General features: G+C 74.6%; 21 protein-coding genes. 18 read left to right on the top strand and 3 right to left on the bottom strand.

Going from position 1 to position 24,335, the window contains the following annotated elements:
* The first annotated feature begins 97 nt into the window (after positions 1 to 97).
* From deoC to Q5761_RS06260, 8 genes are all read left to right on the top strand, one after another.
* On the top strand, positions 98 to 838 hold the full coding sequence (gene deoC, locus Q5761_RS06295) for a deoxyribose-phosphate aldolase (protein ID WP_318749927.1): 741 nt from the start codon (positions 98 to 100) through the stop codon (positions 836 to 838).
* Positions 839 to 1,023: 185 nt separating this feature from the next.
* Positions 1,024 to 2,799 carry a pyrimidine-nucleoside phosphorylase gene (locus Q5761_RS06290; protein ID WP_318749926.1) on the top strand — a complete coding sequence of 592 codons (1,776 nt, stop codon included), beginning with the start codon at positions 1,024 to 1,026 and terminating at the stop codon, positions 2,797 to 2,799.
* A gap of 205 nt (positions 2,800 to 3,004) precedes the next feature.
* Complete coding sequence (locus Q5761_RS06285; RefSeq protein WP_135225500.1) at positions 3,005 to 3,430, top strand: RrF2 family transcriptional regulator; 426 nt, start codon at positions 3,005 to 3,007, stop codon at positions 3,428 to 3,430.
* A gap of 78 nt (positions 3,431 to 3,508) precedes the next feature.
* Positions 3,509 to 4,678, top strand: coding sequence for a cysteine desulfurase family protein (locus tag Q5761_RS06280; RefSeq protein ID WP_318749925.1), 1,170 nt, complete (start codon positions 3,509 to 3,511; stop codon positions 4,676 to 4,678).
* 147 nt (positions 4,679 to 4,825) lie between these two features.
* Positions 4,826 to 6,037 (top strand): tRNA 2-thiouridine(34) synthase MnmA, encoded by a 1,212-nt coding sequence (mnmA, locus tag Q5761_RS06275; protein ID WP_243123309.1) that lies wholly within the window; start codon positions 4,826 to 4,828, stop codon positions 6,035 to 6,037.
* A gap of 65 nt (positions 6,038 to 6,102) precedes the next feature.
* Positions 6,103 to 6,294 carry a hypothetical protein gene (locus Q5761_RS06270; RefSeq protein ID WP_135225498.1) on the top strand — a complete coding sequence of 64 codons (192 nt, stop codon included), beginning with the start codon at positions 6,103 to 6,105 and terminating at the stop codon, positions 6,292 to 6,294.
* Positions 6,295 to 6,298: 4 nt separating this feature from the next.
* Entirely contained in the window at positions 6,299 to 6,511 is a 213-nt protein-coding gene (locus Q5761_RS06265; RefSeq protein WP_318749924.1) for a hypothetical protein, read from the top strand.
* Positions 6,501 to 7,835 carry an AI-2E family transporter gene (locus tag Q5761_RS06260; RefSeq protein ID WP_318749923.1) on the top strand — a complete coding sequence of 445 codons (1,335 nt, stop codon included), beginning with the start codon at positions 6,501 to 6,503 and terminating at the stop codon, positions 7,833 to 7,835. Before Q5761_RS06265 ends, Q5761_RS06260 begins: the two co-directional genes overlap by 11 nt.
* Before the next feature lie 11 nt (positions 7,836 to 7,846).
* Here Q5761_RS06260 and Q5761_RS06255 read toward each other — a convergent pair whose 3' ends face one another.
* Complete coding sequence (locus tag Q5761_RS06255) at positions 7,847 to 8,332, bottom strand: thioesterase family protein (protein WP_243123307.1); 486 nt, start codon at positions 8,330 to 8,332, stop codon at positions 7,847 to 7,849.
* A 225-nt stretch (positions 8,333 to 8,557) separates the two neighbouring features.
* Here Q5761_RS06255 and Q5761_RS06250 point away from each other — a divergent pair, with 225 nt between their 5' ends.
* From Q5761_RS06250 to Q5761_RS06240, 3 genes are all read left to right on the top strand, one after another.
* Positions 8,558 to 9,988 (top strand): ISLre2 family transposase, encoded by a 1,431-nt coding sequence (locus Q5761_RS06250; RefSeq protein ID WP_318749922.1) that lies wholly within the window; start codon positions 8,558 to 8,560, stop codon positions 9,986 to 9,988.
* 656 nt (positions 9,989 to 10,644) lie between these two features.
* Positions 10,645 to 13,344 carry an alanine--tRNA ligase gene (gene alaS, locus Q5761_RS06245; protein WP_318749921.1) on the top strand — a complete coding sequence of 900 codons (2,700 nt, stop codon included), beginning with the start codon at positions 10,645 to 10,647 and terminating at the stop codon, positions 13,342 to 13,344.
* A 149-nt stretch (positions 13,345 to 13,493) separates the two neighbouring features.
* Positions 13,494 to 13,784: an IreB family regulatory phosphoprotein gene (locus Q5761_RS06240; RefSeq protein WP_135226087.1), complete on the top strand. Its 291-nt coding sequence runs from the start codon at positions 13,494 to 13,496 to the stop codon at positions 13,782 to 13,784.
* 273 nt (positions 13,785 to 14,057) lie between these two features.
* On the opposite strand, the gene Q5761_RS06235 is transcribed toward Q5761_RS06240, so the two are convergent.
* Positions 14,058 to 14,366, bottom strand: coding sequence for a hypothetical protein (locus Q5761_RS06235; RefSeq protein WP_135225496.1), 309 nt, complete (start codon positions 14,364 to 14,366; stop codon positions 14,058 to 14,060).
* Between the two features lie 117 nt (positions 14,367 to 14,483).
* Between Q5761_RS06235 and Q5761_RS06230 the strand changes: the two genes are divergently transcribed.
* From Q5761_RS06230 to Q5761_RS06200, 7 genes are all read left to right on the top strand, one after another.
* Positions 14,484 to 15,179, top strand: coding sequence for a rhomboid family intramembrane serine protease (locus tag Q5761_RS06230; RefSeq protein ID WP_135225495.1), 696 nt, complete (start codon positions 14,484 to 14,486; stop codon positions 15,177 to 15,179).
* A 187-nt stretch (positions 15,180 to 15,366) separates the two neighbouring features.
* Positions 15,367 to 16,362, top strand: coding sequence for a Holliday junction resolvase RuvX (ruvX, locus tag Q5761_RS06225; protein WP_135225494.1), 996 nt, complete (start codon positions 15,367 to 15,369; stop codon positions 16,360 to 16,362).
* 78 nt (positions 16,363 to 16,440) lie between these two features.
* A complete protein-coding gene (mltG, locus tag Q5761_RS06220; RefSeq protein WP_318749920.1) occupies positions 16,441 to 17,520 on the top strand; it encodes an endolytic transglycosylase MltG in 1,080 nt (359 codons plus the stop codon).
* 333 nt (positions 17,521 to 17,853) lie between these two features.
* Complete coding sequence (sigK, locus tag Q5761_RS06215) at positions 17,854 to 18,606, top strand: RNA polymerase sporulation sigma factor SigK (RefSeq protein ID WP_135225492.1); 753 nt, start codon at positions 17,854 to 17,856, stop codon at positions 18,604 to 18,606.
* A 203-nt stretch (positions 18,607 to 18,809) separates the two neighbouring features.
* Complete coding sequence (locus Q5761_RS06210) at positions 18,810 to 19,328, top strand: YqeG family HAD IIIA-type phosphatase (RefSeq protein WP_135225491.1); 519 nt, start codon at positions 18,810 to 18,812, stop codon at positions 19,326 to 19,328.
* Positions 19,329 to 19,821: 493 nt separating this feature from the next.
* A complete protein-coding gene (locus Q5761_RS06205; protein ID WP_318749919.1) occupies positions 19,822 to 21,081 on the top strand; it encodes a sensor histidine kinase in 1,260 nt (419 codons plus the stop codon).
* On the top strand, positions 21,056 to 21,712 hold the full coding sequence (locus Q5761_RS06200) for a response regulator (protein WP_135225490.1): 657 nt from the start codon (positions 21,056 to 21,058) through the stop codon (positions 21,710 to 21,712). The genes Q5761_RS06205 and Q5761_RS06200 overlap by 26 nt, the downstream gene beginning before the upstream one ends.
* A gap of 754 nt (positions 21,713 to 22,466) precedes the next feature.
* On the opposite strand, the gene Q5761_RS06195 is transcribed toward Q5761_RS06200, so the two are convergent.
* Positions 22,467 to 23,978 carry an S-layer homology domain-containing protein gene (locus Q5761_RS06195; protein ID WP_318751623.1) on the bottom strand — a complete coding sequence of 504 codons (1,512 nt, stop codon included), beginning with the start codon at positions 23,976 to 23,978 and terminating at the stop codon, positions 22,467 to 22,469.
* Between the last annotated feature and the right edge of the window lie 357 nt (positions 23,979 to 24,335).

Here is a 24,335-nt window from a genome sequence, read left to right as displayed (position 1 = left end):
CGAATCGGCGGGCCGCCGCGACCCCGCGGCGGTGCCCGTCGCAGCCCCGGCCGCCGGCGCGCCCGCTCGCCCAAGGACCCAAGGAGGGAGACCGCCGATGACCGGTGCTTCCCGGAACCCTTCGCCCGTGCCGGACCCTGCGCCCGTCCCCGCCCGCCCCGCCCCGAGCCGGCGGCAGCTGGCGGCGATCATCGACCACACGCTGCTGAAGCCGGAGGCGACCCCCGAGCAGATCGAGCGGCTCTGTCGCGAGGCGGTGGAACACGGCTTCGCCGCCGTCTGCGTCAACCCGGTCTACGTGCCCCTGGCCGCGGAGCTCCTGGCGGACGCGGACCCCGTGGTCTGCACGGTGATCGACTTCCCCCTGGGCGCCGGCGCCGCGGCGGACAAGGCGCGCCAGGCCGAGGCGGCCCTGGCCGCGGGGGCGCGCGAGCTCGACGTGGTCCAGCCCATCGGCCTGCTCAAGGCGGGCCGCCACCGCGAGGTGGTCGACCACCTGCACGGGGTGGTGGCCGCAGCGCGGACAGCCGGCGCGCTGGTCAAGGTGATCCTCGAGACGGGGCTCCTCACCCCGGAGGAGATCGACCTCGCCTGCCGGCTGGCGGTGGAGGCCGGGGCCCAGTTCGTCAAGACCGCCACGGGCTTCGGGCCCGGCGGCGCCACCGAGGAGGCGGTGCGCCGCATGCGGGCGGCCGTGGGGCCCGACGTGGGCGTCAAGGCGGCGGGCGGCATCCGCGACTACGCCACCGCCTGCCGCATGGTGGCGGCGGGGGCCAACCGCATCGGGGCCAGCGCCAGCCTGGCCATCCTGGCCGGGGCGCCGGACGAACCGGCCTGAGCCCCGCCGCAGCCAGGCGGCGGCGGTGGGCCGTGGGGCTGCCGGCGCCGCCGTCGGCCGTGGGGTTGCCGCCGGGCGGCGGCCGCCGGGGAGGGGCGACCGCGGCGGGCGCCATGGGGCGGACCGGCGCGGCCGGTGCCCGGCGGCCGGCCCGCGGGGCCCCGGACGGCGAGGAGGCGGACCGCGTGCGGGCGTACGACCTGATCCAGAAGAAGCGGGACGGCGGCGTCCTGACCCGCGAGGAGATCGAGTGGTGGGTCGAGGGCGTCGCCCGGCGCACCATCCCCGACGAGCAGGTGGCGGCCTGGGCCATGGCCGTGTTCTTCCGCGGCATGGACGCCCGCGAGACGGCGGACCTCACCCGGGCCATGGCCTTCTCGGGCGAGACGGTGGACCTGCGCGACATCCCGGGCATCAAGGTCGACAAGCACAGCACCGGCGGCGTGGGCGACACGACCACCCTGGTGGTGGCGCCCCTGGTGGCGGCCGCCGGCGTCCCCGTCGCCAAGCTCTCCGGTCGCGGCCTCGGGCACACCGGGGGAACCCTGGACAAGCTGGAGTCCTTCCCCGGGTTCCGCGTCGAGCTGGGCCGCGACGAGTTCATCCGCCAGGTGCGATCCATCGGGATCGCCGTCGCCGGCCAGACCGCGGACCTGGTCCCTGCGGACAAGCGCCTCTACGCCCTGCGGGACGTCACGGCCACCGTGGACAGCATCCCGCTGATCGCCGCCAGCATCATGTCGAAGAAGATCGCCGGCGGCGCGGACGCCATCGTCCTCGACGTCAAGGTCGGCTCGGGCGCCCTGATGCGGACCCTGGACCGGGCGCTGGAGCTGGCCCATCTCATGGTCCGGATCGGCCGCCAGCTGGGGCGGCGGGTGGTGGCGCTGGTGACGGACATGAACCAGCCCCTGGGGCGCGCCGTGGGCAACGCCCTCGAGGTGCGGGAGGCCATCGCCACCCTCCAGGGCCGTGGTCCCGCCGCGCTGACCGAGCTGTGCCTCACCCTGGGCGGGTACATGGTGTGGCTGGGGGGCAAGGCGCCCGATCCCGACGCCGGCCGCCGGCTGGTGGCCCAGCGCCTCGAGGCCGGGGACGGGCTGGCCATGTTGCGGCGACTGGTCGCCGCCCAGGGCGGCGACCCCCGCGCCGTCGACGACCCGGAACGCCTGCCGCGGGCGCGTCACCGGGAGGCCTTCGCGGCGCCGCGGGCGGGCTACCTGACGGCCATGGACGCCGCGGCGGTGGGCGCCGCGGCCATGGTGCTGGGCGCTGGCCGGGCCCGCAAGGACGATCCCATCGACCCGGCGGTGGGGTTGGTGATGTGCAAGCGCCTGGGCGACCGGGTGGAGGCGGGGGAGCCGCTCGTGGAGCTGCACGTCAACGACCGGGCGCGGCTGCCGGCGGCGCTGGAACGGCTGCAGGCCGCCTTCACCCTGGCGGACGAACCGGCGTCGCCGCCGCCGCTGATCCACGCCGTGGTCGGCGTGGAGGGCACGGGCGCGGCGGGATCGGTGACCGGCGCGGCGAGCACCGCTTCCGTGGCGCCCGCCGCCACCCCAGCCGGACCGGCTCCGCTCCCGGCGGGCTGGGGGCATCTGGTGGAGTTGGCGCGGGCCGCGCGGGAGACGGCCCTCGCGCCCTTCTCCCGGTACCGGGTGGGGGCGGCGCTGGAGGCCGCCGACGGCCGGGTCTTCACCGGCGGGAACGTCGAGAGCGCCAGCTTCGGGCTCACCATGTGCGCCGAGCGGGTGGCGCTGTTCAAGGCCCTCTCCGAGGGCCAGCGCCGCTTCACGCGGCTCGTGGTGGCCGCCGACGGGCCGGAGCGGCCCTTCCCGTGCGGCGCGTGCCGCCAGCTCCTCTTCGAGTACGCCCCGGCGCTGGAGGTGTGGGTGGACGGCGAACCCGCGCCGCTCCCCATCACGGCGCTGCTGCCGCACGGGTTCCGCCTGGAGCGGTGAAGGCGTCGTCCGCGCCGCGGGCCCGGGGGCGGCCGCCGGGTACTGGCGGCCGTTGCTTTGACACCGTGCGGGCGCCGTGCTAGCATGGCGTCGGAATTCCCAGTAGGCCAGTGGGAATTGGAACGCCCGGCCGGACGAACCGGCCGGGCTCGTCCTGTCCCTGATGGCGGTCGCCGCCGACGGCGGCGTTCGGTGAGGGTGGGCCATGCAACTGTCGACACGGGGTCGCTACGGCGTGCGCGCGATGTACGAACTGGCGCGCCGGTACGGCCAGGGTCCCGTCCCCCTGCGCGAGGTGGCCGAGGCGCAGCAGCTGCCGGAGAACTACCTCGAACAGCTGATGGCGCCCCTGCGCAAGGGCGGCCTGGTCCAGAGCGTGCGCGGCGCGCAGGGGGGCTACGTGCTGGCCCGGGAGCCGCAGAAGATCACGGTGGCGGACGTCGTCCGCCTGCTGGACGGGCCCATCGGCCCGGAGACGGACCGCGAGGCCACGGGCAGCCCGTCGGTGGCCGACCCGGTCTGGGAGGCGGTGCGGGAGGCCATCACCCGGGTGCTGGAGGGCACGACCCTGGAGGATCTGGTGCGCCAGGCGGAGGAGCGCAGCCGTGGTGGATACATGTTCTACATCTGATGATCGGCTGAGCGGCATCGGAACGGCTGATCGGCGTCGGATCGGCGGGAACCCGACGGCGGGAAGGAGGTGGTGGCGATGGCGGGACGCGTCTACCTGGACCACGCGGCGACCACCCCGCTGCGGCCCGAGGTCCGGCAGCGCATGGTCGAGGTGCTGGGCGAGGCGTGGGGCAACCCCTCCAGCCTCCACGCCGAGGGGCGCGCCGCGCGCGCCGTGGTCGACCAGGCCCGCGTCCAGGTGGCCGAGCTCTTGGGCTGCCGACCGCGGGAGGTGGTCTTCACCTCGGGCGGGACCGAGGCCGACAACCTGGCCCTGAAGGGCGTCGCCCTGGCCCACCGGGACCGCGGGCGCCACATCGTCACCACCGCCGTGGAGCACCCCGCGGTGCTCGAGGCGTGCGCCGCCCTGGAACGGCAAGGCTTCGAGGTGACCCGCGTGCCGGTCGACGGCGACGGCCGCGTCGACCCTGAGCGGGTGCTGGCGGCGCTGCGGCCCGACACCATCCTGGTCTCGGTGATGCTGGTCAACAACGAGGTGGGCACGATCCAGCCGGTCGCCGAGATCGCGGCCGCGGCGCGGGCGCGCGGCGTGCTGGTCCACACCGACGCGGTGCAGGCGGCAGGCGTGCTGCTCCTGGACGTCGAGGCGCTGGGCGTCGACCTGCTGAGCCTGTCGGCCCACAAGATCGGCGGGCCCAAGGGGGCGGGGGCCCTGTACGTTCGCGCGGGGACGCAGCTGTTGCCCCTCCTGGACGGCGGCGGTCAGGAGCGCCGCCTGCGGTCGGGGACGGAGAACACGGCGGCCATCGCGGGCTTCGGCGTGGCGGCCGAGCTGGCCGCCAGGGAGTGCAGGGATCGGGCCGCGCGCCTGGCGCGCCTGCAGCGGCGTCTGGAGGAGGGCATCCGGGCCCGCATCCCCGACGCCCGCATCCACGGGGCGGGCGCACCGCGGGCGCCCCACATCACCAACGTGGGCCTGCCGGGCGTGACGGCGGACACCGTGTTGATCCAGCTGGACCTGGAGGGCATCGCCGCGTCCAGCGGCTCGGCCTGCAGCGCGGGGACGCCCGAGCCGTCCCACGTGCTCCAGGCCATGGGTCTCGCCGCGGACGAAGCCTTCGGAGCGGTTCGCTTCTCCCTCGGCGACGGCAACTCCGAGGCGGACGTCGACCGGGTGCTGGAGGTCCTGCCCCGGGTGGTGGAACGGGCCCGGCGAGCCCAGGCGCTGGGGCTGGCCGGCGCCTGAGGCTGGCATCGGCCGGGCCGGCGTCGGTGGTGCGCCCGCCGTGGTGCCCATGGGCGGGTCGCCGATGTTGGCGTTGTGCCCGTCGTGGTGCCTACGGGCGGGGCCGAGGAGGACCAGGTCCCGGCGGGTCGGAAAGGAGGTGGCGACGTGGCCAGGGGCGGCAAGGGCCGGGTCCTGGCGGCCATGAGCGGCGGGGTGGACAGCTCCGTCATGGCCGCCCTGCTTCGGGATGAAGGCTACGAGGTCATCGGGGTGACCATGCAGACGTGGCCCGCCATGGCCGCCGAGGACGAGGCGCGCTACGGCGGCTGCTGCTCCCTCGGCGCCATCGAGGATGCGAGGCGGGTCGCGGAGCGGCTCGGCATCCCGTACTACGTGATGAACCTGCGCCAGGACTTCGAGCAGAAGGTGATCGACTACTTCGTCGAGGAGTACGTGCGGGGGCGCACGCCGAACCCCTGCATCGCCTGCAACCGCTACATCAAGTTCGACGAGTTCCTCCGGCGGGCCGAGGCCCTGGGGTGCGATTACGTCGCCACCGGTCACTACGCCATCGTGGAGTACGACGAGGCGGTGGGCCGGTTCGTCCTGCGCAAGTCGGCCGACCGCCGCAAGGATCAGACGTACGTGCTGTACACCTTCACCCAGGAGCAGCTGGCGCGGACCCTCCTGCCCATCGGGCGCTTCACGAAGAGCGACGTCCGTCGCCTGGCGGAGGCGTACGGCCTGGTCACGGCGCGCAAGCCGGAGAGCCAGGAGATCTGCTTCGTCCAGGACGGCGACCACCGCCGGTTCCTGGAGGAACGGGCGGGGGACCGCATCCGGCCCGGCCCGATCTACGACACGCGGGGCCGCCGCATCGGCACCCACCGCGGCCTGGCGTACTACACCGTGGGGCAGCGGCGCGGCCTGGGCATCCGCAGCGATCGCCCGATGTACGTGGTGCGCATCCTGCCGGAGAAGAACGCCCTCATCGTCGGGCCGGACACGGCAACCTACGCCCGCGGGCTGCGGGCGGTGGACGTCAACTGGGTGTCCTGGCCCGGGCTGGACGGGGAGGCGCGCGTCACCGCCAAGGTGCGCTACAAGTCGCCCGAGGCCCCGGCGGTGGTGCGACCGGCGGCCGGCCGCGCGGACGCGGTGGAGGTCTGGTTCGACGAGCCGCAGCGGGCGATCACGCCGGGCCAGGCGGTGGTCCTCTACGACGGGGACCGCGTGGCCGGTGGCGGCGTGATCGCCGAGGTGCTGGATCCCGTGGCCCCGGAGGACCTGGTCGACGACCCCGAGGCGGGGCCGAGGCTCCCCCAAGGGGACGGGGGCGACGCGGCGGTCGCCGTGGGTGCCGGCGCCGGTGGCTGATGGCCCCCGCATGGAGCTGGGCCCGCCCGCGCAGATTAAGGGCGACCTCGAGGAGGGACGGGTCCATGCGCTGTCCGGTTTGCGGGGGCAATGCCACGGGCCGCATCGGCCAGAACGAGTGGTATTGTTGGGACTGCTGCATCGAGTTCCAGGAGTTGGGTCCGGGCCAGGTCGACTGCTTCCTGCTGGATTCCGAGGGCAACCGCGTGCGGCTGGCGGCCGACGCCGAGGCTGCGTCCGCCCCGGTGGAGGGGTGACGCCATGGGCCGCCGCTTCTGGGTCGGCGTGGTGCTCGGCGGTTTGGCCGTGGCGGTCCTGGAAAGGGCGGGCCTGCGCCCCGGCCGCTGGCTGACCTGGGCGGGCCGACGGGGTCGGCACTGGGTGGTCCACGAGGGGCCGCGGCGAGCCCGGCAGCTGATGGGCTGGATGCGGCCCCGGGTCCGAGGGTGGCTGGGACGCCGGGGTGCGCGGTGACCGGCGCATGGGTGCCGTCCCCTGGCGCGGCGTCGCGCGGGCCCTGGCCGCGGCCGCGGCGGTGCTGGTCCTCCTGCACCTGTTGCGGGGCACCTGGCCGCCCTTCGTCCTGGCCCTGGTCCTGACCTACCTCCTGGCACCGGCGGTCGACTTCCTGGAGGCCTACGGGCTCCGCCGGACGAGCGCCATCCTCTTGCTGTACCTCCTGATCACCCTGGCGACCGCGGTGGCGGTGGTCTACCTGATCCCCGGCTTCCTGGACGAGCTGAACCGCCTGGGCCGCCAGCTGCCCGACTACGCCCGCCAGCTGCGCGCGCTGGTGGAGGGCGTGCGCCAGGATGCCGCCCGGGCCACCCTGCCGGCTACCGTGCGGCAGGCGCTTCTGGCCCAGATCGACCGCGGCGAGGCGTGGGTGACCGCCCGCCTGGAGGGCTGGACCGAGGGCCTCGTCCAGGGTCTCCTGGGCGCGGCGCCCCTGCTGCTGGCGCCTGTGCTGGCGTTCTACCTGCTGGCCGATCTCCCCCGGTTGCGCGGGTGGGCGCAGGAACGCCTCGGTCGCGGTCGTCGCCGCCGCTGGCTCGAGCTGTTGCGGGCCGTGGACCACGTGATCGGCGGGTTCATCCGCGGCCAGCTGCTAGTGGCTGGCTTCGTCGGGCTGATGGTCGCGGTGGCGGCCGCCCTCTTCGGCCTGCGCTTCGCGGCGGTCCTGGGCGTGCTGGCGGCGCTGGCCGACCTGATCCCGTACTTCGGTCCCATCGTGGGCGCCCTTCCGGTGCTGGCCATGGCGGCGCTGGAGTCGCCGGCCACGGTGATCCGGGTCGCCGTGGCCCTGGTGGTGATCCAGTGGGTCGAGAACAGCCTCTTGGCGCCGCGCATCCTGGGGCGCCGGGTGGGCGTCCACCCCGTGGTGGTGATCGCGGCGCTGCTGGTGGCGGGCCACCACTTCGGACTGCCCGGGCTGCTCTTCGCCGTGCCCGTGGCCGGTCTGGTCCATGTCCTGTTGGCGTGGGCGTGGCCCGAGGGATTCGGTGGTCTCGAACGGGTGGTGGGGCCCGGTCCCGGCCGCCGCCTCGGCCCAGGGCGCGCGGCGACCGGCGGGGACCGCACCGTGGGCACGCTACCCAGGGGGCGACGGCCAGGCGGGGACGGGCCCCCGGCCGCCCGCCCCGCGGCGGTCCCGGCGGGGCCCGGCGCGACGACCGGGCGCCCGGGGGCTGCGCCCCCAGCGGCCCGGGCCGTCACCGGGGTCGGCGTACGGGGCACCGGCGGAAGGTCCCCGCAGGACGACCCCGTCGGCGCCGCCCGGCGGGCGCCCACCCGGTAGGCGACGGTCGCCTAGCCGCCCGTCGCCTGCGGGCCGCGGACCGCCCCCCCGTCGGTGCCGCCCGTCCCCAGGCGGCGCTGCAGCTCGGCGATGCGGCGCCGGAAGGCGGCCCGGTCGAGCACCACCTGGACCTGCCGGCCCTCGGCGATCTTCTCCAGGTCGTTGTAGGCCTCGACGCGACACACCACCCGGTTGCCCTCGACCGCCTCCAGCACCGCCACCGCCCTCACCCGCGCGCCCACCGGCGTCGGCGCCAGGTGGCGGACCTCCACGGCGTAGCCCACCCCCTCCTCGTGGGGCTCCAGGAACGGTTCCAGGACCCGGCGGGCGGCGTGTTCCAGATGGTGGACCAGCGCCCAGGTGGAATAGAGGGGGTGGATGACGCGACCGTCGAAGGCGGCCTGCATGCCGGCGTCGACGACGGCCTTCACCTCGGCCCGCAGGCCGGGCACGAATCCGGGCTTCACCCGCATCACCTCGGCGATCCCGTTCGCCACCGGTCGACGAGCCCCTGCCCGCCCGCTGTCGCGTCCCCTCCGGCGCGCCGCGAGGGCGGCGCCGGGACCGCCGCGGCCGCCGGCCCCGGCGCCCGCCGGGCCGGGACGACCCGGTCCGTGTAACGTTTCGGTAGGTGAGGGTCGAGGCAAATAGAAAAGGCCTCACCCGGAGGCTGTCCCTGCATCGGGACGGCTTCCCCAGCGGCAGTCGGAGGGTGAGGCCCCATGCTCAGCATACACGCTGTGCGCGAACTTTTCCTCCAGACATTGCGGGAACTGGCGGAGCTGGTGACGGAGGACCGATCGTTTGGCGAACTGGAGGAAGCCGTTCAGCGGCTCAGCGGCCGGCTGACACTGCGGCTGCTGGAGTGGGTGTTGGCCGGGATCGATGAGCGACTGATGCAGGAGCGGGACCCGAGCCGATATGAGTGCCTGGATACGCGGGAGCGGGTCCTGGACACGCCGCTGGGCGAGTTGCAGGTGAAGCGACGTTACTACCGGGACCGGGCGACGGGCCAGGGTGTGTTCTTGCTGGATGAAGCACTGGGCTTGGAATCGCGGCGGCGACTGTCGCCGCGGCTGGAAGCGCTGTGCCGGCGGCTCGCGACGGAGATGCCGTATCACCGAGCGGCGGCGGTCCTGCGGGAGTTGACGGCGGGGCAGGCACCGGCGCGGGCGATGACGGTGTGGCGGGCGTCCCAACGGGCGGGGCGCCGGTTGAAGGAGGCGGCGGAGCGGCTACGGCGGTCGGTGTTCGTGGAGGGCCAGGTGCCGGAAGGCCGGCGCCGGAGTGCGCAGCTGCATGCCGAAGCGGACGAGGTTTATCTGCGGGGTCGAGGGCAACCGGTGGTGTTGAAGCTGGGGGTCGAGTACGAAGGCAAGCAAGCCGTGGGTTCGAACCGGCAAGCGCTGCGGGAGCGGCGGGTCGTGGCGGGGGTGATGCCGGGGACGGCCTTTTGGGAGCAGGCGAGCGCCTATTGGGGGACGCACTGGGATCTGAGCGCGGTCCAGGCTTGTTACCTCGGAGGCGATGGGGCGCATTGGGTCAAGCAGGGGTTGCAGTACTTCCCCCGCGCGTGTTACCGGCTGGATCCGTTCCACCTGCGGAGAGCCCTCCGGGAGGCGTTATCGCCTTCCGAGGAGACGTACGCCCAGGTGTGCCGGGCCATCGAAGCGGGGGATTGGGCGGGCGTGGAGTCGGCGCTTCGCCAGGCGCTACGGGGGCGGCGTGGTCCGGCGCGGGAGCGCTTGTTGCGGCTGCGCGGCTACTTGCGGGAGCACTGGGACGGGATTGTGGCTTCTGGGGAAGCGCCGCGGCTGGGGGCGATCGAAGCAGAAGTCTTTCACGTCCTTGCACGACGGATGAAACGGCATGGGGCGTGTTGGAGTGAACGCGGCGCCGACCACTTGGCGCGGCTCTTGAGCGAACGCGTGGACCCCCACTGGCGCGCGGTCCTCGGCGGCCGGCCCCTGCAGATTTCGCCCGGCGTGCGGCAGGCGACACGCCAGGCCGTTCAGCGCGTGATGCGCCAGCTCGAGGAGGACCCAGCCCGTTGGCTGCGTGCCCGCATCCCAGCGCTCACCGGGCCGCATGCGACCAAACCCTGGGTTCAGGTGCTGCGCGACCTGGCCCATGTCCACGCACCGGTGGCTTGACAGCCGATTCACCGCTGGGGGCACCCACCGGAACGTGACACGGACGACGACCCGGCGCGAGTTGACGGGCCCCGGTGGACATGGGAAAATGCGGGTGATTCCATCGGGACCATGGGGACCGGCCGCTGGCCGTCGGGCCGGTCCCAGGCGATGACGGGACCAAGCCGCCTTCCCGCCCCCCAGAGAGGGAGCCCCCGGCTGCGAGGCTCTCGGGCGGTGGCGTGCAGGCCCTCCCGGAGCCGGTGCACCAAGGGAGGTCGCCAAGGGCCCGACCCACGCCGCCCTGGATCCCAGGGACGGGGACCCCAGGGAAGGGGCGTCCCCGACGCCGGGCCGACGGCGGCCCTCCCCAAGTGCACCCGGCGGCGCGCCGTTACCGCGCGGGTCGGCGGTGCCCCGCCGCCGGGGCGACCCCCGCCGACCCATGGAGGCCCCGCCCGCGAGGGCGGGGTGAAGCTCGGGTGGTACCGCGGCTTGGCCCGCCCCGGCCCTTGGCCGGTGGCGGTTTTTCTTTCGCGCGCGCCGGATCGCGCCGGTCCCGGGCGGGCCTGCGCCGCGCCGTCGGGCCGGGCGGTTCGCGGCGGTGTCCCGGGCCGGGGCGGGGCGGCGCGGTCGGAGCGTCGGATTGGGCGAGCCAACCCCAAGGAGGTGGCGAGATGGTGGCTGCGAGCCTGCCGGGGATGCCGGCGGCGGAGATCCGGGAGCGCTTCCTGCGGTTCTTCGAGCGCCACGGCCACACCATCGTGCCGAGTTCGTCCCTCATCCCGAAGGACGACCCCACCCTGCTCTTCACCAACGCCGGCATGGTCCAGTTCAAGGACGTGTTCACGGGCAAGGAGAAGGTGCCCTACAAGCGGGCGACCACGGCGCAGAAGTGCATGCGCGCCGGCGGCAAGCACAACGACCTGGAGAACGTGGGCAAGACCGCCCGCCACCACACCTTCTTCGAGATGCTGGGCAACTTCTCGTTCGGCGACTACTTCAAGCGCGACGCCATCCGCTTCGCCTGGACCTTCCTGACGGAGGAGCTCGGCCTGCCCAGGGACCGCCTCTGGGCCACCATCTACCGGGACGACGACGAGGCCTTCCGTCTGTGGCAGGAGGTCACGGGTATCCCGGCCCACCGCATCGTCCGCCTGGGGGAGAAGGACAACTTCTGGGCCATGGGCGACACCGGCCCCTGCGGGCCGTGCAGCGAGATCGTGTACGACCGGGGCGAGGAGTTCCGCTGCGATGCCGAGGTCTGCGGCATCGGCGCCTGCGACTGCGACCGCTGGCTGGAGATCTGGAACCTGGTCTTCATGCAGTTCAACCGCGACGAGAGCGGCCGTCTCGAACCCCTGCCGCGGCCCTCCATCGACACGGGGATGGGCCTCGAGCGCATCGCGTCGGTGATGCAGGGCGTGCCCTCCAACTTCGACACCGACCTGTTCCGGCCGCTGATCCGAGCCACCGAGGAGCTGACCGGGCGACGGTACGAGGACGGCGAGCGCGGGTTCCCCTTCCGGGTCATCGCCGACCACGCCCGGGCCTGCACCTTCCTGATCGCCGACGGCGTGCTGCCCAGCAACGAGGGTCGGGGCCACGTCTTGCGCCGCATCCTGCGGCGGGCCGTCCGCTTCGGTCGCATCCTGGGGTTGCGGGAGCCCTTCCTCCACCGGTTGGTGGACACGGTGGGCGAGGTGATGGGCGACGCCTACCCCGAGGTGCGCCAGCGGGGCGAGTACGTCGCCCGCGTGATCCGGGCGGAGGAGGAGCGGTTCTTCCGCACGCTGGACCAGGGCATGGAGATCCTGGCCGAGCTGATCGAACGGGCGCGGCGGCGGGGCGACGGCGTGATCCGCGGCGAGGAGGCCTTCGTGCTGTACGACACCTACGGCTTCCCCCTCGACCTGACGGAGGACGCCGCCGAGGAGGCCGGCCTGCGGGTCGACCGCGAGGGCTTCGAGCGGGCCATGGCCGTCCAGCGGGAGCGGGCCCGGGCGGCCCGGGAGGTCGAGGCGGACTGGGACCCCGGCTCGCCCCTGGCCCAGGCCCTGGCGGACGAACCGGCCACGACCTTCACCGGCTACGAGCGATTGGAGGACGAGGGGACGGTGCGGCTGCTGGTGAAGGACGAGGAGCCGGTGGAGCGCGCCCGTGCCGGCGAGGAGGTGGGCGTGATCCTCGACCGCACGCCCTTCTACGCCGAGCGGGGCGGACAGGTGGGCGACACCGGCTGGCTGGAGGCGGCCGGCGCACGCCTGCAGGTGGTCGACACCCAGCCGCTGCCCGGGGGCCGGATCCTCCACAAGGCCCGCGTCACCGAGGGGACGTTGACCGTGGGCGACCGGGTCCGGGCCCGGGTCGACGGCGCCCGCCGCGCGGCCATCATGCGCAACCACACCGCGACCCACCTGCTCCACGCGGCCCTGAAGCGGGTGCTGGGCGACCACGTCAACCAGGCGGGTTCGCTGGTGGCGCCGGACCGGCTGCGGTTCGACTTCACCCACTTCGAGGCACCGACGCCGGATCAGCTCCGGGCCATCGAGGACGAGGTCAATCGGGTGATCCTGGCCGCCGTCCCCGTGCGCTGGTACTGGACCAGCCTGGAGGAGGCGCTGGAGGCGGGTGCCATCGCCCTCTTCGGGGAAAAGTACGGCCGCGAGGTGCGGGTGGTCCAGATCGGCGACTACAGCCTCGAGCTCTGCGGCGGCACCCACGTGGCGTCCACCAGCGACATCGGGCTCTTCAAGCTCACCGGCGAGGGAAGCGTGGCGGCGGGCGTGCGGCGCGTCGAGGCGGTGACCGGCTGGTCGAGCCTGGCCTATCTGCGCCAGCGGGAAGACCTGCTCCAGCGGCTGGCGGCCACCCTGCGGGCACCGGTGGACGATTTGCCCGCTCGCCTGGAGGCGCTGGTGGAGGCCCACCGCGACCTGGAGCGCCAGGTGCACCGGCTGCAGGGTCGCCTGGCGCGCCAGGCGGCCGACCGGCTGCTGGCGGAGGCGCCGGCGGTGGCAGGGGTGCGGGTGATCGTGGGCGAACTCCCCGTGGACGACCCCGAGGTCTTGCGAGAGACCGCCGACTACCTGCGCCAGCGCGCCGGGGAGGCTGCGGTGCTGTTGGGGGCGCGGTCGGGCGACCGGGCTCTGTTGGTGGCCGCCTTGACGCCGGGCGCCCAGCAGCGCGGGCTCCACGCGGGTCGCCTGGTCGGTGAGGTCGCCCGCCGGGTGGGCGGCGGCGGTGGCGGCCGCCCCGATCTGGCCCAGGCCGGCGGCCGCGAGCCCGGCCGCCTGGCGGAGGCCCTCGAGCAGGGTCGCCGGTCGTGGCTGGAGCAACTGGGCGCGGCGGGCGTGGCGGCACGCGGCCAGGGCTAACGGTCCGCGGGCCGCTCGGCGCCGCCCGGAGCCCAGGGAGCCGTGGAGCGGAGGCGAGAGGTGTGCACCAAGGAGCGGAGCCGGTGCCGCCGGTGGCCGGCCGCGGACCGGGACCGGACCGGAGGCCCGTCGCCGACGCCGAGCCGACGATGTACGGCGGGGCAGCCCCCTTGCCGGCGACGCCCGCGGGGGAGGGCGGGGATGCGCCGCCGGATGCCGCGGCGGTGCTGGCCGCGGTCTACGAGGCCCTCGAGGAGCGGGGCTACGATCCGGTGCGACAGCTGGCCGGATACCTGCTCTCGGGCGATCCCGCGTACATCACCAGCCACCGGGGGGCGCGGGCGCTGGTGGTCCGGGTGGAGCGCGATCAGCTGCTGGCCGAGCTGGTCCGGGCCTACGTGGCGGCCCTGCGGGGCGGGACCCGGCGCCGCGAGGCCTAGGGCGGCTCGCCCAGGTCGCCCCCTGCGGCGGCCGCTGCCCCGGCGGCCGATGAGGGGTGCGGGCCCCGGGCTCCGATGAACGGCTGCGCGGCGTGCCCGGGCGGCTGCGCGCATCGCCGCATCCCGCCGCATCCGTTTCGAAAAGAACGGTCGGCCGTGGCGCGCGCCGACCGTGCGCCACATCCCCGGCGTGTCGGCCGCCAAGGCGCTCGCGGCCCGACGCCGGCGGGAAGCGGCTGCCCGAGCTGGCGCCGCCCCGGCCTCCCCGCTCTCTTACCGGAGGTGAGCCACCCGCGACAGGTCGTGGCCGAACCAAGTGCCAAAGAGGAAGCCGACCACGAAGGCGGTGGCGGCGACGACCAGCCAGAGGCGCCGCAGGCCGGCGAGGTAGGCGAGTTCGGCCTTGAGGCGAGCCCAGAGCCCTCGCCGCGCCGGGGGCTCCGGCACGAGGATGGCACCCTGGGCGACGGTTCCTCCGCCGCGGGGTCCGAAGACCCGGACCGCTCCCGGGCGACCGGGGTCGCGCCGGCGTCGCAGCCGGGGCGGGCGGGAACGCGGCGACGGCACCATCGGCTGGGTCATCACCGATCACCCCGCTTCCAAACCGCCGATGCTCCGTCGACTCCGCGCCGGCAGCGGCCGCCGGGGTGGGCACCCCGCCGGTGGGGTGCCGGCGAGAGAGCTGGAAAGGAGCACGCCATGATCCCGTTGCGCGACACCATCCGCTCCCGGCGCTTTCCCTGGATCACGGTACTGCTCATCGCCCTCAATGTCTATGTGTTCTTCGTCCAATGGACCACGGGGCCGACGCCCGAGGCCGGCATCGCCGCCCTGGCCCAACGGTACGGGGTGGTGCCGGCGGCCATCCCGCCCCTGGGGATGCTGCCGCAGGTGGGCATCGCCCCTTACCTGCCCCTGGTGACCGCCATGTTCCTCCACGGCAGCCTGCTCCACCTGCTGGGCAACATGCTCTTCCTCTGGGTGTTCGGCGACAACGTGGAGGACCGCCTCGGACGCGGCCGGTTCTTGGTCTTCTACCTCCTGACGGGCGTGGTGGGGAACTACGTCCACGTGCTGGCCAACCCCTCATCGACCATCCCCACCATCGGGGCTAGCGGGGCCGTCGCCGGCGTGTTGGGCGCCTATTTCCTGGCGTTCCCCCGGTCGCGGATCATCACCTTGATCTTTCTGTTTATCTTCATTACCGTAGCAGAAGTGCCCGCCTGGGTCTTCCTGCTGGTCTGGTTCGGCCTGCAGGTGCTGAACGGCCTGGCGGCGCTGGGCGCGCCCAACGTCAGCCTGGTGGCCTGGTGGGCGCACATCGCCGGGTTCGTCGCCGGCGCGGCGGCCCTGCTGTTGCTGTCGCCCCGGCGGCGCGAGCCGCGCTGGCTTTGAGCGACGCCGCCACGCCAGGGACGCGACTCGGTGGCCGCAGGGGGAGGCGGAGGCCCCCCGCCAGGGTGGGCCGAGCGCCTGGCCAGGGTGGGCGCCGATCCCGCGGCCGGGGCGGACGCTGGTCCCGCGGTCAGGGCGTGGCGACGCGATGGCGGCTCGGTCGGCGCGGAGGAGGCTGGAGGAGGTCGTGCGCTGGCTCGGCCTGGATCTCGGCGAACGGGTGATCGGGGTGGCGATCAGCGACCCGGAGGGGATCGTGGCGCGCCCGCTGACCAGCCTGCGCCGCCGCTCCGACGCCGAGAACGCGGCCCAGGTCGCCGCCTTGGTCCGCAAGTACGACGTGCACGGCGTCGTGGTCGGCTGGCCGCGCCGCCTCGACGGTCGACGGGGTCCGGAGGCGCACGCCGCCGAGCGGTTCGCCGACGCCCTGCGGCAAGCGGGCGTGCCCCGGGTAACCCTATGGGACGAGCGGCTGTCCACCGTCGAGGCGGAGCGGGTGCTGATCGCGGCCGACGTGTCCCGGCGTCGGCGCAAGCAGGTGATCGACCGCATGGCGGCGACCATCATCCTACAGGGGTTCTTGGAGGCGGCCCGCAGGCGACGGCCCGACGGTAGCGAATCTCCCCGCGAAGGGCGCGGGCGTGGGGCCCGCCCCGGCGACCCCCGACGGCGGGGAGCTGCGGAGAAAGGTGGTGGGGCAGGCATGGATCTGCCGGAGGAGCGCCGGATCGTCACCTTCCGGGACGAGAACGGCGAGGAGCAGCAGTTCGTGGTCATCGACCTGGTGGAGCTGGACGACCGCAAGTACGCCATCGTCGCCGATCCCGACGACGAGGAGGAGGCCTTCATCTTCCGCCTGCTGCACGAGGACGACGGCACCCCGGTCCTGGTGGAGATCGAGGACGACGACGAGTGGGACGCCGTGGCGGAGGCCTGGGAGGACATGGTCGCCGAGGAGGAGGACGAGGCGTACGCCGACGAGCTGCTCGGCCCCGACGACGAGGAGTGGGAGGAGGCCGAGTGGAGCGACGAGGACCTGGCGGACGACGAGCTGGATGACGAGGACGAAGAGGGCGGCGACCTGGAGGCGCTGGACGACGCAGGGCTGGACGAGGAGGACGAGGGCGAGGATCCGGATCGGGGGGACGAGGGCGCCGGTGGCCCCCGGCGCGGCAGCCGGTAGGCCCGGGGGCGCGCCGGCGAAGGGCTGCGTCCGGGGCCGTGGTGCCGGCCAACCGGCGGGAGGTGGGGAGGGCCAGCGGTGGAGCGCTTCGGGCGGCGGGGAGTGGGGCTGGTGGCGGCCGCGACCCTCGTCCTGCTGGCAGGCGCCGCAGGGTGGGCATACCGTGCCTATCTCCATGCCCTGGAACCGCCCCGACCCGGTTCGTCCGAGGCGGTGGTGGTACGCATCCCCCAGGGTGCCTCGACGGCGGAGATCGCGGAGCTCTTGCACCGCCGCGGGCTGATCCGGCACCCGCTGGCCTTCCGGCTGCTGGCCCGCGCGCAGGGGCGGGACGGCCGGCTCAAGGCGGGGGTCTACCGGCTGAGCCCGGGCATGGCGGCGAGGGCCGTGTTGGACAAGCTGGCGCGAGGCGAGGTGCTGACCGCCCGCTTCACCATCCCCGAGGGCTGGACCGTGGAGCAGATCGTCGACCACCTGGTCACCCGGGGGCTGGTGGAGCGCGCGGCCTTCCGCGCGGCACTGGACCGCGCAGCCGCCACTTGGCCCTATCTGCCGCGGGATCGGGAGGTGCGGGCCGCGCTCCAGGAGCCCCTGGAGGGCTACCTCTTCCCCGACACGTACCGGGTGCCCGTGGACGAACGCGGCCGCGTCGCCGATCCGGACCAGGTGGTGCGGATGATGCTGGACCGCTTCCAGGAGGTCTTCGGTCCGGAGGAACAGGCCGAGGCCCAGCGCCAGGGGCTCACGGTCCACCAGGTGGTCACCCTGGCGTCCATCGTGGAACGCGAAGCCCGGGTGGCGGAGGAGCGCCCGCTGATCGCGGCCGTGTACCGCAACCGCCTGGAACGCGGGATGTCGCTGGACGCCGACCCGACGGTGCTCTACGCCCTGGGGCGGACCTCGGGGCCGTTGACCGCCCGCGACCTCCAGGTGGCTTCGCCCTACAACACCTACCGCCACCCGGGCCTGCCCCCCGGTCCCATCGGGTCCCCGGGCCGGGCGTCCCTGGAGGCCGTCCTGCACCCCGCGGACGTCGACTACCTGTACTTCGTGCTCAGCCCGGACGGATCGGGCCGTCACCGCTTCGCGCGCACCCTGGCGGAGCACGAGCGCAACGTCCAGGCCTATCGCCAGTCCCTGGAGGAGCGGGGCGGCTGAGGTCCGGGCGGATCGCCGGCCCTGGGGAGGCAGCGGGTCGCCGAGGGTGCGGATGCGCCGACGGCGCCGGCGGCAGGCGGCCCCAGGGGGTCGTGGCCGGGACCCTCACCGCCGGCGGCCGCCCACCCGGCCTTCCGCGCATGCCCAATCTCCGCGATCACGCCCAATGGCGCACCGGGACAGGTACGGCGCGGGGCCGCGGTGCATACCGTGGCAGTGCCCCTCGTGCTGGCCGGTTCGTCCGCAGGCGATCCGGCGGGCCGCAGGGGGCGCGGTGCCGGGCACACGGCGGCGGATGCCCGGCTCGCCACCCGTTGGCAAGGAGGCGCTGCCATGGGACCCGGATGGCTGCTGCTCCTTGGGGCGGCCCTGGTGCGCGGTCTGCTCTACTTGATCGGTTATCTTCAGACGGGCCGCAGCTTTCCCCAGCCCCTCACGCCGGAGGAAGAGGCCCACTACCTGGAGCGCATGCGACGCGGTGACGCCCGCGCCCGCGAGGTGCTGATCGAGCGCAACCTGCGCCTGGTGGCCCACATCGCCAAGAAGTTCGACGACACCGGCGAGGACCCGGAGGACCTGATCAGCATCGGCACCGTCGGACTGATCAAGGGCGTCGACTCCTTCGACCCGAGCAAGGGCACGCGCCTCGCCACCTACGCCGCCCGCTGCATCGAGAACGAGATCCTCATGCACCTGCGCGCGACCCGGCGCAACCGGCGGGAGGTGTTCCTGCAGAGCCCCATCGGCGTCGACCGCGAGGGCAACGAGGTGACCCTGATGGACATGTTGCCGGCGGAGGACGACGCCGTGGAGGACGCCGTGGGCCGCCGCCTGCTGGCCGGACGCATCCGGGACGCGGTGCGGGAGCTGGGCCCCCGGGAGCGGCGGGTGCTGGAGCTGCGCTTCGGGCTCGACGGCCAGCGCCGCTACACCCAGCGGGAGGTGGCGAGGGTCCTGGGCATCTCGCGCTCCTACGTCTCGCGCATCGAGAAGCGGGCGGTGCGCTGGTTGACCCGCCGCGTGCTGGACGAACCCGGCCCGCGGCGGGACGGCGGTGCGTCCAGCCCGAACGCGGAGGACGACTGAGCGGTCGCCCCCCAACACCGGCCCCCTCGGCGCCGTCCACCACCGGGCCACACACCGGCGCCGCATGCTCGTCCGCAGGCGGGATCGCCCCGGCGCCGTGGGCCCCGCCCGTCCGCCCCTTCCGCCCGGTGGCGGACCGGCTGGGCGCGCCGTTTCAGGCGTGCCGTATAATGGGTCCGGAGAACCGGAAAGGAGCCCAGGGCGTGCGGCGGTTGTGGCGGCTGCTGACTCCCGATCTGGTCGTCCCATCCATCTATGCCATCCGCTGGGACGACCTGCGCGGCCGGGGCGTGCGGGGTCTGATCCTCGACCTCGACAACACCCTGGCGCGGCGGGACCAGCCGCTGCCCGACGAGAACCTCCGCCGCTGGCTGGACCAGGCGCGGGCCCAGGGGTTCGTCGCCTGCATCCTCTCCAACAACCTCGAGGCGCGGGTGCAGCTCTTCGCCCGGGCCTGCGGGGTCCCGGCGGTGCACGCGGCCACCAAGCCCCGCCGCCGCGCCTTCCTGCGTGCCCTCGAGACCCTCGGGGTCGAACCGGCCCACGCCGCCGTCATCGGCGACCAGATCTTCACCGACGTCCTCGGCGGCAACCGCCTCGGCATGGTGACCGTCCTGGTGACGCCGCTTCCCGGCAAGGAATTCATCGGCACCCGCCTGGTGCGGCGCGTCGAGCGCTGGGTGCTCCGGCACCTGGCCCAGCGCGGCGTGCTGCGGTCCTAGCCCCACCGGCCGACGCAGTGTGGGCGTCCGTCGACCGTGGCGGGGCGGAGGTCCGCCGGCGGGCGCGCTGCGGGCGCCTACCGGGCATCGCGCTGCGGGAGCCCCTGGCCCGGCGCGATGCGGACCCTGCCGGCCATGGCGCTGCGAAAGCCCTCGGCCGGTGCGACGCGGACGCGCGCGGGCCATGGGGCTGCGGACGCCCACCGGCCGGTGCGACGCGGACGCGCGCGGCCCATGGGGCTGCGGACGTCCACCGGCCGGTGCGATGCGGACGCCCGCGGGCCATGGCGGTGCGGACGCGCACCGGCCGGCGCGCTGCGGACGCCTACCGGCCATGGCGCTGAGGGCGCCCGCGGCGCCTCGCGCGCCGCGTCCCGCCGATGCGGGCGGCCGGCCAATCCCATCGTCGGGATGCGGCCGATCCCCGGCGCCCCGGTGACGGTCCGGCGTCGTCCGCGTCTGCACGTCTGGCCGTCCCCCGCCGATAACCCGGATGGACGGATTGACGGCGGGGCCGGCTCCCCTCCTGGGGCTGGCGCGCCCGTTGGCGGTGGTGCGGGTGGAGGCGGTGGCAGCGGCGTCCCTCGGCCCCCTCGATCCCCTGGCCCTCGACCGCATCCTGCGCGAGATCCTGGCCGCCGTGGAGCGCGGCCGCGAACAGGTCCTCGCCGTCGCGGAGCACGCGCGCCAGGAGCACCGCGACGCCGCACGCGAGCTGGATGCGGTGCGGGAGCAGTTGGCGACCCTGATCGAACGGGTGGACCAGCTGGGCCGCCGCCAGCAGCAGGCGCGCCTGCGATTGGTGGAGATCTCGCGCCACTTCCATCGCTTCGGCGAGGAGGCCTATCGCCAGGCGTACGAGGAGGCCCTGCGCCTCCACGAGGACTGGGTCCGGGCCCAGGAGCGGGAGGCCCAGCTGCGCCAGCGGCGCGACGAGCTGGAGCGGCGCCTGCGCCGCCTGGAGGCGACGGTGCGGCGAGCCGACGAGGTGGGGGAGCACGTCCGCCTCGCCGCCGAGCTGCTCTCCGGGAACCTGGGGCGCCTGGTGGGGCAGGCGGCGGACCTGCAGCGACGCCTGCAGGTGGGGTTGATGCTGCTGCGCGCCCAGGAGGAGGAACGCCGCCGCCTGGCGCGGGACATCCACGACGGCCCCGCCCAGATGCTGGCCCAGGTGGCGCTCCGCGCCGAGGTCTGCCAGCGCCTGCTGGCGGACGACCCGGACCGGGCCCGGCAGGAGCTGGAGCGCCTCAAGGCGCTGACCCGCGAGAGCCTCCACGACGTCCGCAAGATCATCTTCGACCTGCGGCCCATGGTCCTGGACGACCTCGGCCTGGTGCCCGCCCTGCGCCAGTACGCGGCGGGGTTCGTCGACAGGACGGGCCTGCCGGTGGAGCTGGTCACGCGGGGCGCCATCCGGCGCCTCGACCCCGCCGTGGAGATCGCGGTCTACCGCGTGGTGCAAGAGGCGTTGAACAACGTCTGGAAGCATGCCGGCGCCACCCAGGCGGTGGTGCGGCTGGAGCTCGCGCCGCGGCGGCTGTGGGCCGAGGTGAGCGACGACGGCCGCGGCTTCGACCCCACCGCCGCGCGCCCAGCGGACCGCTTCGGCCTCGCCAACATGGCGGAGCGCCTCGCGATGGTGGGCGGACGCCTGGAGATCCACAGCCGTCCCGGCCAGGGGACGCGGGTACGCCTGGACATCCCGCTGGGGAGGGAGGGAGGCGGCCATGCCGATTCGGGTCCTGATCGTTGACGACCACGCGCTGCTCCGCGAGGGCCTGCGGCAGGTGCTCCAGCTGGAGCCGGACATCGAGGTGGTGGGGGAGGCCGGCAGCGGCGGCGAGGCCGTGCGCCGCGCGGCCCAGCTTCGGCCCGACCTGGTCGTCATGGACATCAACCTGCCCGACATGTCGGGGATCGAGGCCACGCGACAGATCCGCTCGGCCGCGCCGTCGACCCAGGTCCTGGTGCTGACCATCCACGATCAGGAGGAGTACCTGCTGGAGGCCATCGCTGCCGGCGCCAGCGGCTTCGTGCTCAAGGACGTGGAGCCGCGGGCGCTGGTCGAGGCGGTGCGCCTCTGCTGCCGGGGCGAGGGCTACGTGCACCCGACCCTTTCGGCGCGCGTGCTGCAGCTGGGAACCCGCCGCCGCGAGCGGTGGACCCCCCTGGGCGGGGGCATCCCCGAGCCCCTCACCCGCCGCGAGTTCGAGGTCCTGCAGCTGGTGGCGGAGGGCGTCTCCAACCGGGAGATCGGCCAGCGTCTGTTCATCAGCGAGAAGACGGTCAAGAACCACATCACCTCGATCTTCCGCAAGCTGGGCGTCAGCGACCGCACCCAGGCGGTGATCCACGCGATCCGGGAGGGCTGGGTCAAGGTCTAGGCGCCGGGGATCGGGGCAAGGGCAAGGCCGAGTCGCCGGGGGATTTGGTCGAGGGGGAGACCCCGGGGAGGGCATACGCCCCGCTGGGGCCCTGGAGACGGGACCGGGTGGCACGGTGGTACGGCGACCGGCCGCGAACGGCGGCCGATCGCCGCCGGGCTGGGGGCGGTCGCCAGGTGGCCCGATGGGGTTGCCGTGGCGATCGGCGCTCCCGTGGGCGACGGCGCCCGTGGCCCACCGGAGCTTCCGCGGGCGACGGCGCCCGTGGCCCACCGGAGCTTCCGCGGGCGACGGCGCCCGTGGCTCCCCAGGGCTTCCCTGGGCGAGGGCGCCTGTGCCCCGCCGGTGGCCGCCGCAGGCCACGGAACCCGTGCCCCGCCGGTGGCGCCTGGGCCTATCCCCTTCCTACCCAGGGGTTCCCGCCAAGGCCAAGGGGTTTCCACGAAGGGGCTGCAGGGGCGGCGGGGTGCGGCCGCGGGGCCGCACCTCGCCGCCCCTCCACCGTTCAACACCCGTGCAGCGTCCGCCTCACTGCACCATGGTCGACCCCTGACCACCGGATTATGTTCCCCAGGCCGCCTTGCGCCTGCGCCTTGCACGTCGCCTGGCGCCGTGGTGTGCCATGGCTCGGTGTACGGGGGCGGCCGCCGTGCCGGTTGCAGCGACGCCGGCGGGTGGCGACCCCGGCGGGGTCGCCACCCGCCGGCGGGCCCGATCCTCGGGGCAACCCCGTGGCCGCTTCGGTCCAGCCAGATCAATGGGTCAGGTGGAACACGGGCTCGCGATTCGCCGCCCCCTCGGCCACGGCCAGGTCCAGATGCGCGACGGCGCGTCGGTCGCGCCGACGGGCTTCCAGCTCGAGGGGCAAGGATGAGCCCGGAGCGGCATCGGGAGGAACCTGCCACCGGGCGGTCCACCGTCCATCTCCGACCTCCCGCAACGGGATCGAGGGCTGGTTCGGCGGGTGGAGGGTGACGACGTCGGTCGTGGCCGGCACCGTCGCGGTGACCGTCACCGGCTCTCCCGGCCGGGCCGGGTTCGGCGCCACCGCGCCCTGGATCCACAGCGGGGGCAGGACGTCCACGTAGACCGTCTCCCGCCGTACGGTCTCCGGAAAGGCCGCGACCACCACCAGGGCCTGGCTCCCCGGCTCGGTGTCCTCCGGCACCGTCCAGCCCGCCTCCCAGGTCCCCGGGGCGGTGCGCGCCATCGGGGTCGGCGCCGTGTCCCCCGGAAGATGCACGACGACGCGCACCACGGGCCCCTCTGTCAGCGCCTGGATGTGGACCGGTTCGCCGGCCTCCACCACGGCCGGCGACGCGGTGGCCACCAACCGGTGGTAGACCACCTCGAGGGGTTCGACGGCGGAGGTGAAGCGCGTGCCCTGGCGGGCCACCAGCTCGCCACGCAGGAGATAGAGTCCGGCGGGTACCGGGCGGCCCCCCTCGTCCCGGCCGTCCCAGTCCCAGCTGGCGGGAAGCCGCTGCCCGGACCAGGTGCGCACCGGCTGACCGTCGGGCGTCAGGACCTGGACCTCCCAGCCGGTCTGGTTGCGGTTCAGCAGCGCGCGGGCGCCGAGGCGGGTCCGGTCTTGGACGTGGTCGCCGTCGGGCGAGAAGGAGGGCGGATCGGCGCCGACCCGCAGCAGCGCGGACTTGTAGATCAGGGTCGCTCCCTCGGCGCGAGTCAGCGAGCGGTCCGGCCGGAGGAAGCCGTCGCCATATCCCACGACGATGGCCAAGTCGACGGCCGCCGCCACGGCCCGGCGCAGGGCGGGGCGAATCCGGTCGGCGTCCCGGTAGGCGCCGAGCAGGGCCTCGATCCGGCTCTCCGGCATGCGCTCGGCATACCAGGTCAGCTCCAGGGCGTGGACGAGCATCGCCACCGCCTCGTCGCGACGGACGACGTCGCCGGGCCGGAAGGGTCGGCCGGGTTCGTCCGGGAAGAGGCCGGCCCGCGCGCCGGCCTGCACCCACGGGTAGGCGTCGAGATCGCCACCCGCGCGGTAACCGGGTGGCACGTCGGGGTAGACGGGCGGACCGGTGGTGTCGGGCGCCAGTCCCATGACCTTGGCCAGCAGCACGGCGAACTGGGCGCGTTCCATATACGCGTTGGGGAGGAAGTAGGTCTGCGGCCGGCCGAGGGCGTCGGGACGGCTGTAGCCGTCGGTGACGCCCTCCTCCCAGAGGACGCGGATCTCGTCGGCGGCCCAGTGGCCGTCCAGGTCGACGTACCACGAGCCGGCGGCCTGGGCCGGCACGGACATCAAGACGAGACCGGCCAGGACGACGGCCAGCCGGGACCGCCCCCTGGGCCGCCCGCCGATTCCCCACCGCCCCGCTCGCCGACGGCCCGGAGCCCGTGGACGGCCGCCATCGCCGCCGGACGGGGCGGTATGCGGCCGCGCCGGTGCCGGGGCTGCTCCATCGCCAGCGGTGGGCGCCAGCGGTGGCGTCCACCGGCAGGTCGACGGATCGGCCCGCGCCGACGGGGCTGGTCCCGCCTCGCCGCGGCTGCCGTCCCCGGACCCGCGGGCCGCGACGCTTCCTGCGAACTCCTTCTCCGCGCCTTGCCGGGCCTCCCTCGCTGCAGCCTGCTGGGCCGCCGTCGTCCCGTGATCCTC

This window comes from Thermaerobacter composti, assembly GCF_033582035.1.
GTDB classification, from domain to species: Bacteria; Bacillota; Sulfobacillia; order Thermaerobacterales; family Thermaerobacteraceae; genus Thermaerobacter; species Thermaerobacter composti.
This window is presented reverse-complemented; position numbering and strand designations above follow the sequence as displayed.

Excerpts from the sequence above, each read along its gene's own strand:
- Q5761_RS06240 (WP_135226087.1), top strand. The coding sequence starts at position 13,494 with ATGTACGGCGGGGCAGCCCCCTTGCCGGCGACGCCCGCGGGGGAGGGC.
- Q5761_RS06270 (WP_135225498.1), top strand. The coding sequence starts at position 6,103 with ATGCGCTGTCCGGTTTGCGGGGGCAATGCCACGGGCCGCATCGGCCAG.
- Q5761_RS06285 (WP_135225500.1), top strand. The coding sequence starts at position 3,005 with ATGCAACTGTCGACACGGGGTCGCTACGGCGTGCGCGCGATGTACGAA.
- Q5761_RS06235 (WP_135225496.1), bottom strand. The coding sequence starts at position 14,366 with ATGACCCAGCCGATGGTGCCGTCGCCGCGTTCCCGCCCGCCCCGGCTG.
- Q5761_RS06265 (WP_318749924.1), top strand. The coding sequence starts at position 6,299 with ATGGGCCGCCGCTTCTGGGTCGGCGTGGTGCTCGGCGGTTTGGCCGTG.
- sigK (WP_135225492.1), top strand. The coding sequence starts at position 17,854 with ATGGGACCCGGATGGCTGCTGCTCCTTGGGGCGGCCCTGGTGCGCGGT.
- Q5761_RS06200 (WP_135225490.1), top strand. The coding sequence starts at position 21,056 with ATGCCGATTCGGGTCCTGATCGTTGACGACCACGCGCTGCTCCGCGAG.
- Q5761_RS06230 (WP_135225495.1), top strand. The coding sequence starts at position 14,484 with ATGATCCCGTTGCGCGACACCATCCGCTCCCGGCGCTTTCCCTGGATC.
- alaS (WP_318749921.1), top strand. The coding sequence starts at position 10,645 with ATGGTGGCTGCGAGCCTGCCGGGGATGCCGGCGGCGGAGATCCGGGAG.
- Q5761_RS06280 (WP_318749925.1), top strand. The coding sequence starts at position 3,509 with ATGGCGGGACGCGTCTACCTGGACCACGCGGCGACCACCCCGCTGCGG.
- Q5761_RS06195 (WP_318751623.1), bottom strand. The coding sequence starts at position 23,978 with ATGTCCGTGCCGGCCCAGGCCGCCGGCTCGTGGTACGTCGACCTGGAC.
- Q5761_RS06250 (WP_318749922.1), top strand. The coding sequence starts at position 8,558 with ATGCTCAGCATACACGCTGTGCGCGAACTTTTCCTCCAGACATTGCGG.
- Q5761_RS06205 (WP_318749919.1), top strand. The coding sequence starts at position 19,822 with ATGGACGGATTGACGGCGGGGCCGGCTCCCCTCCTGGGGCTGGCGCGC.
- deoC (WP_318749927.1), top strand. The coding sequence starts at position 98 with ATGACCGGTGCTTCCCGGAACCCTTCGCCCGTGCCGGACCCTGCGCCC.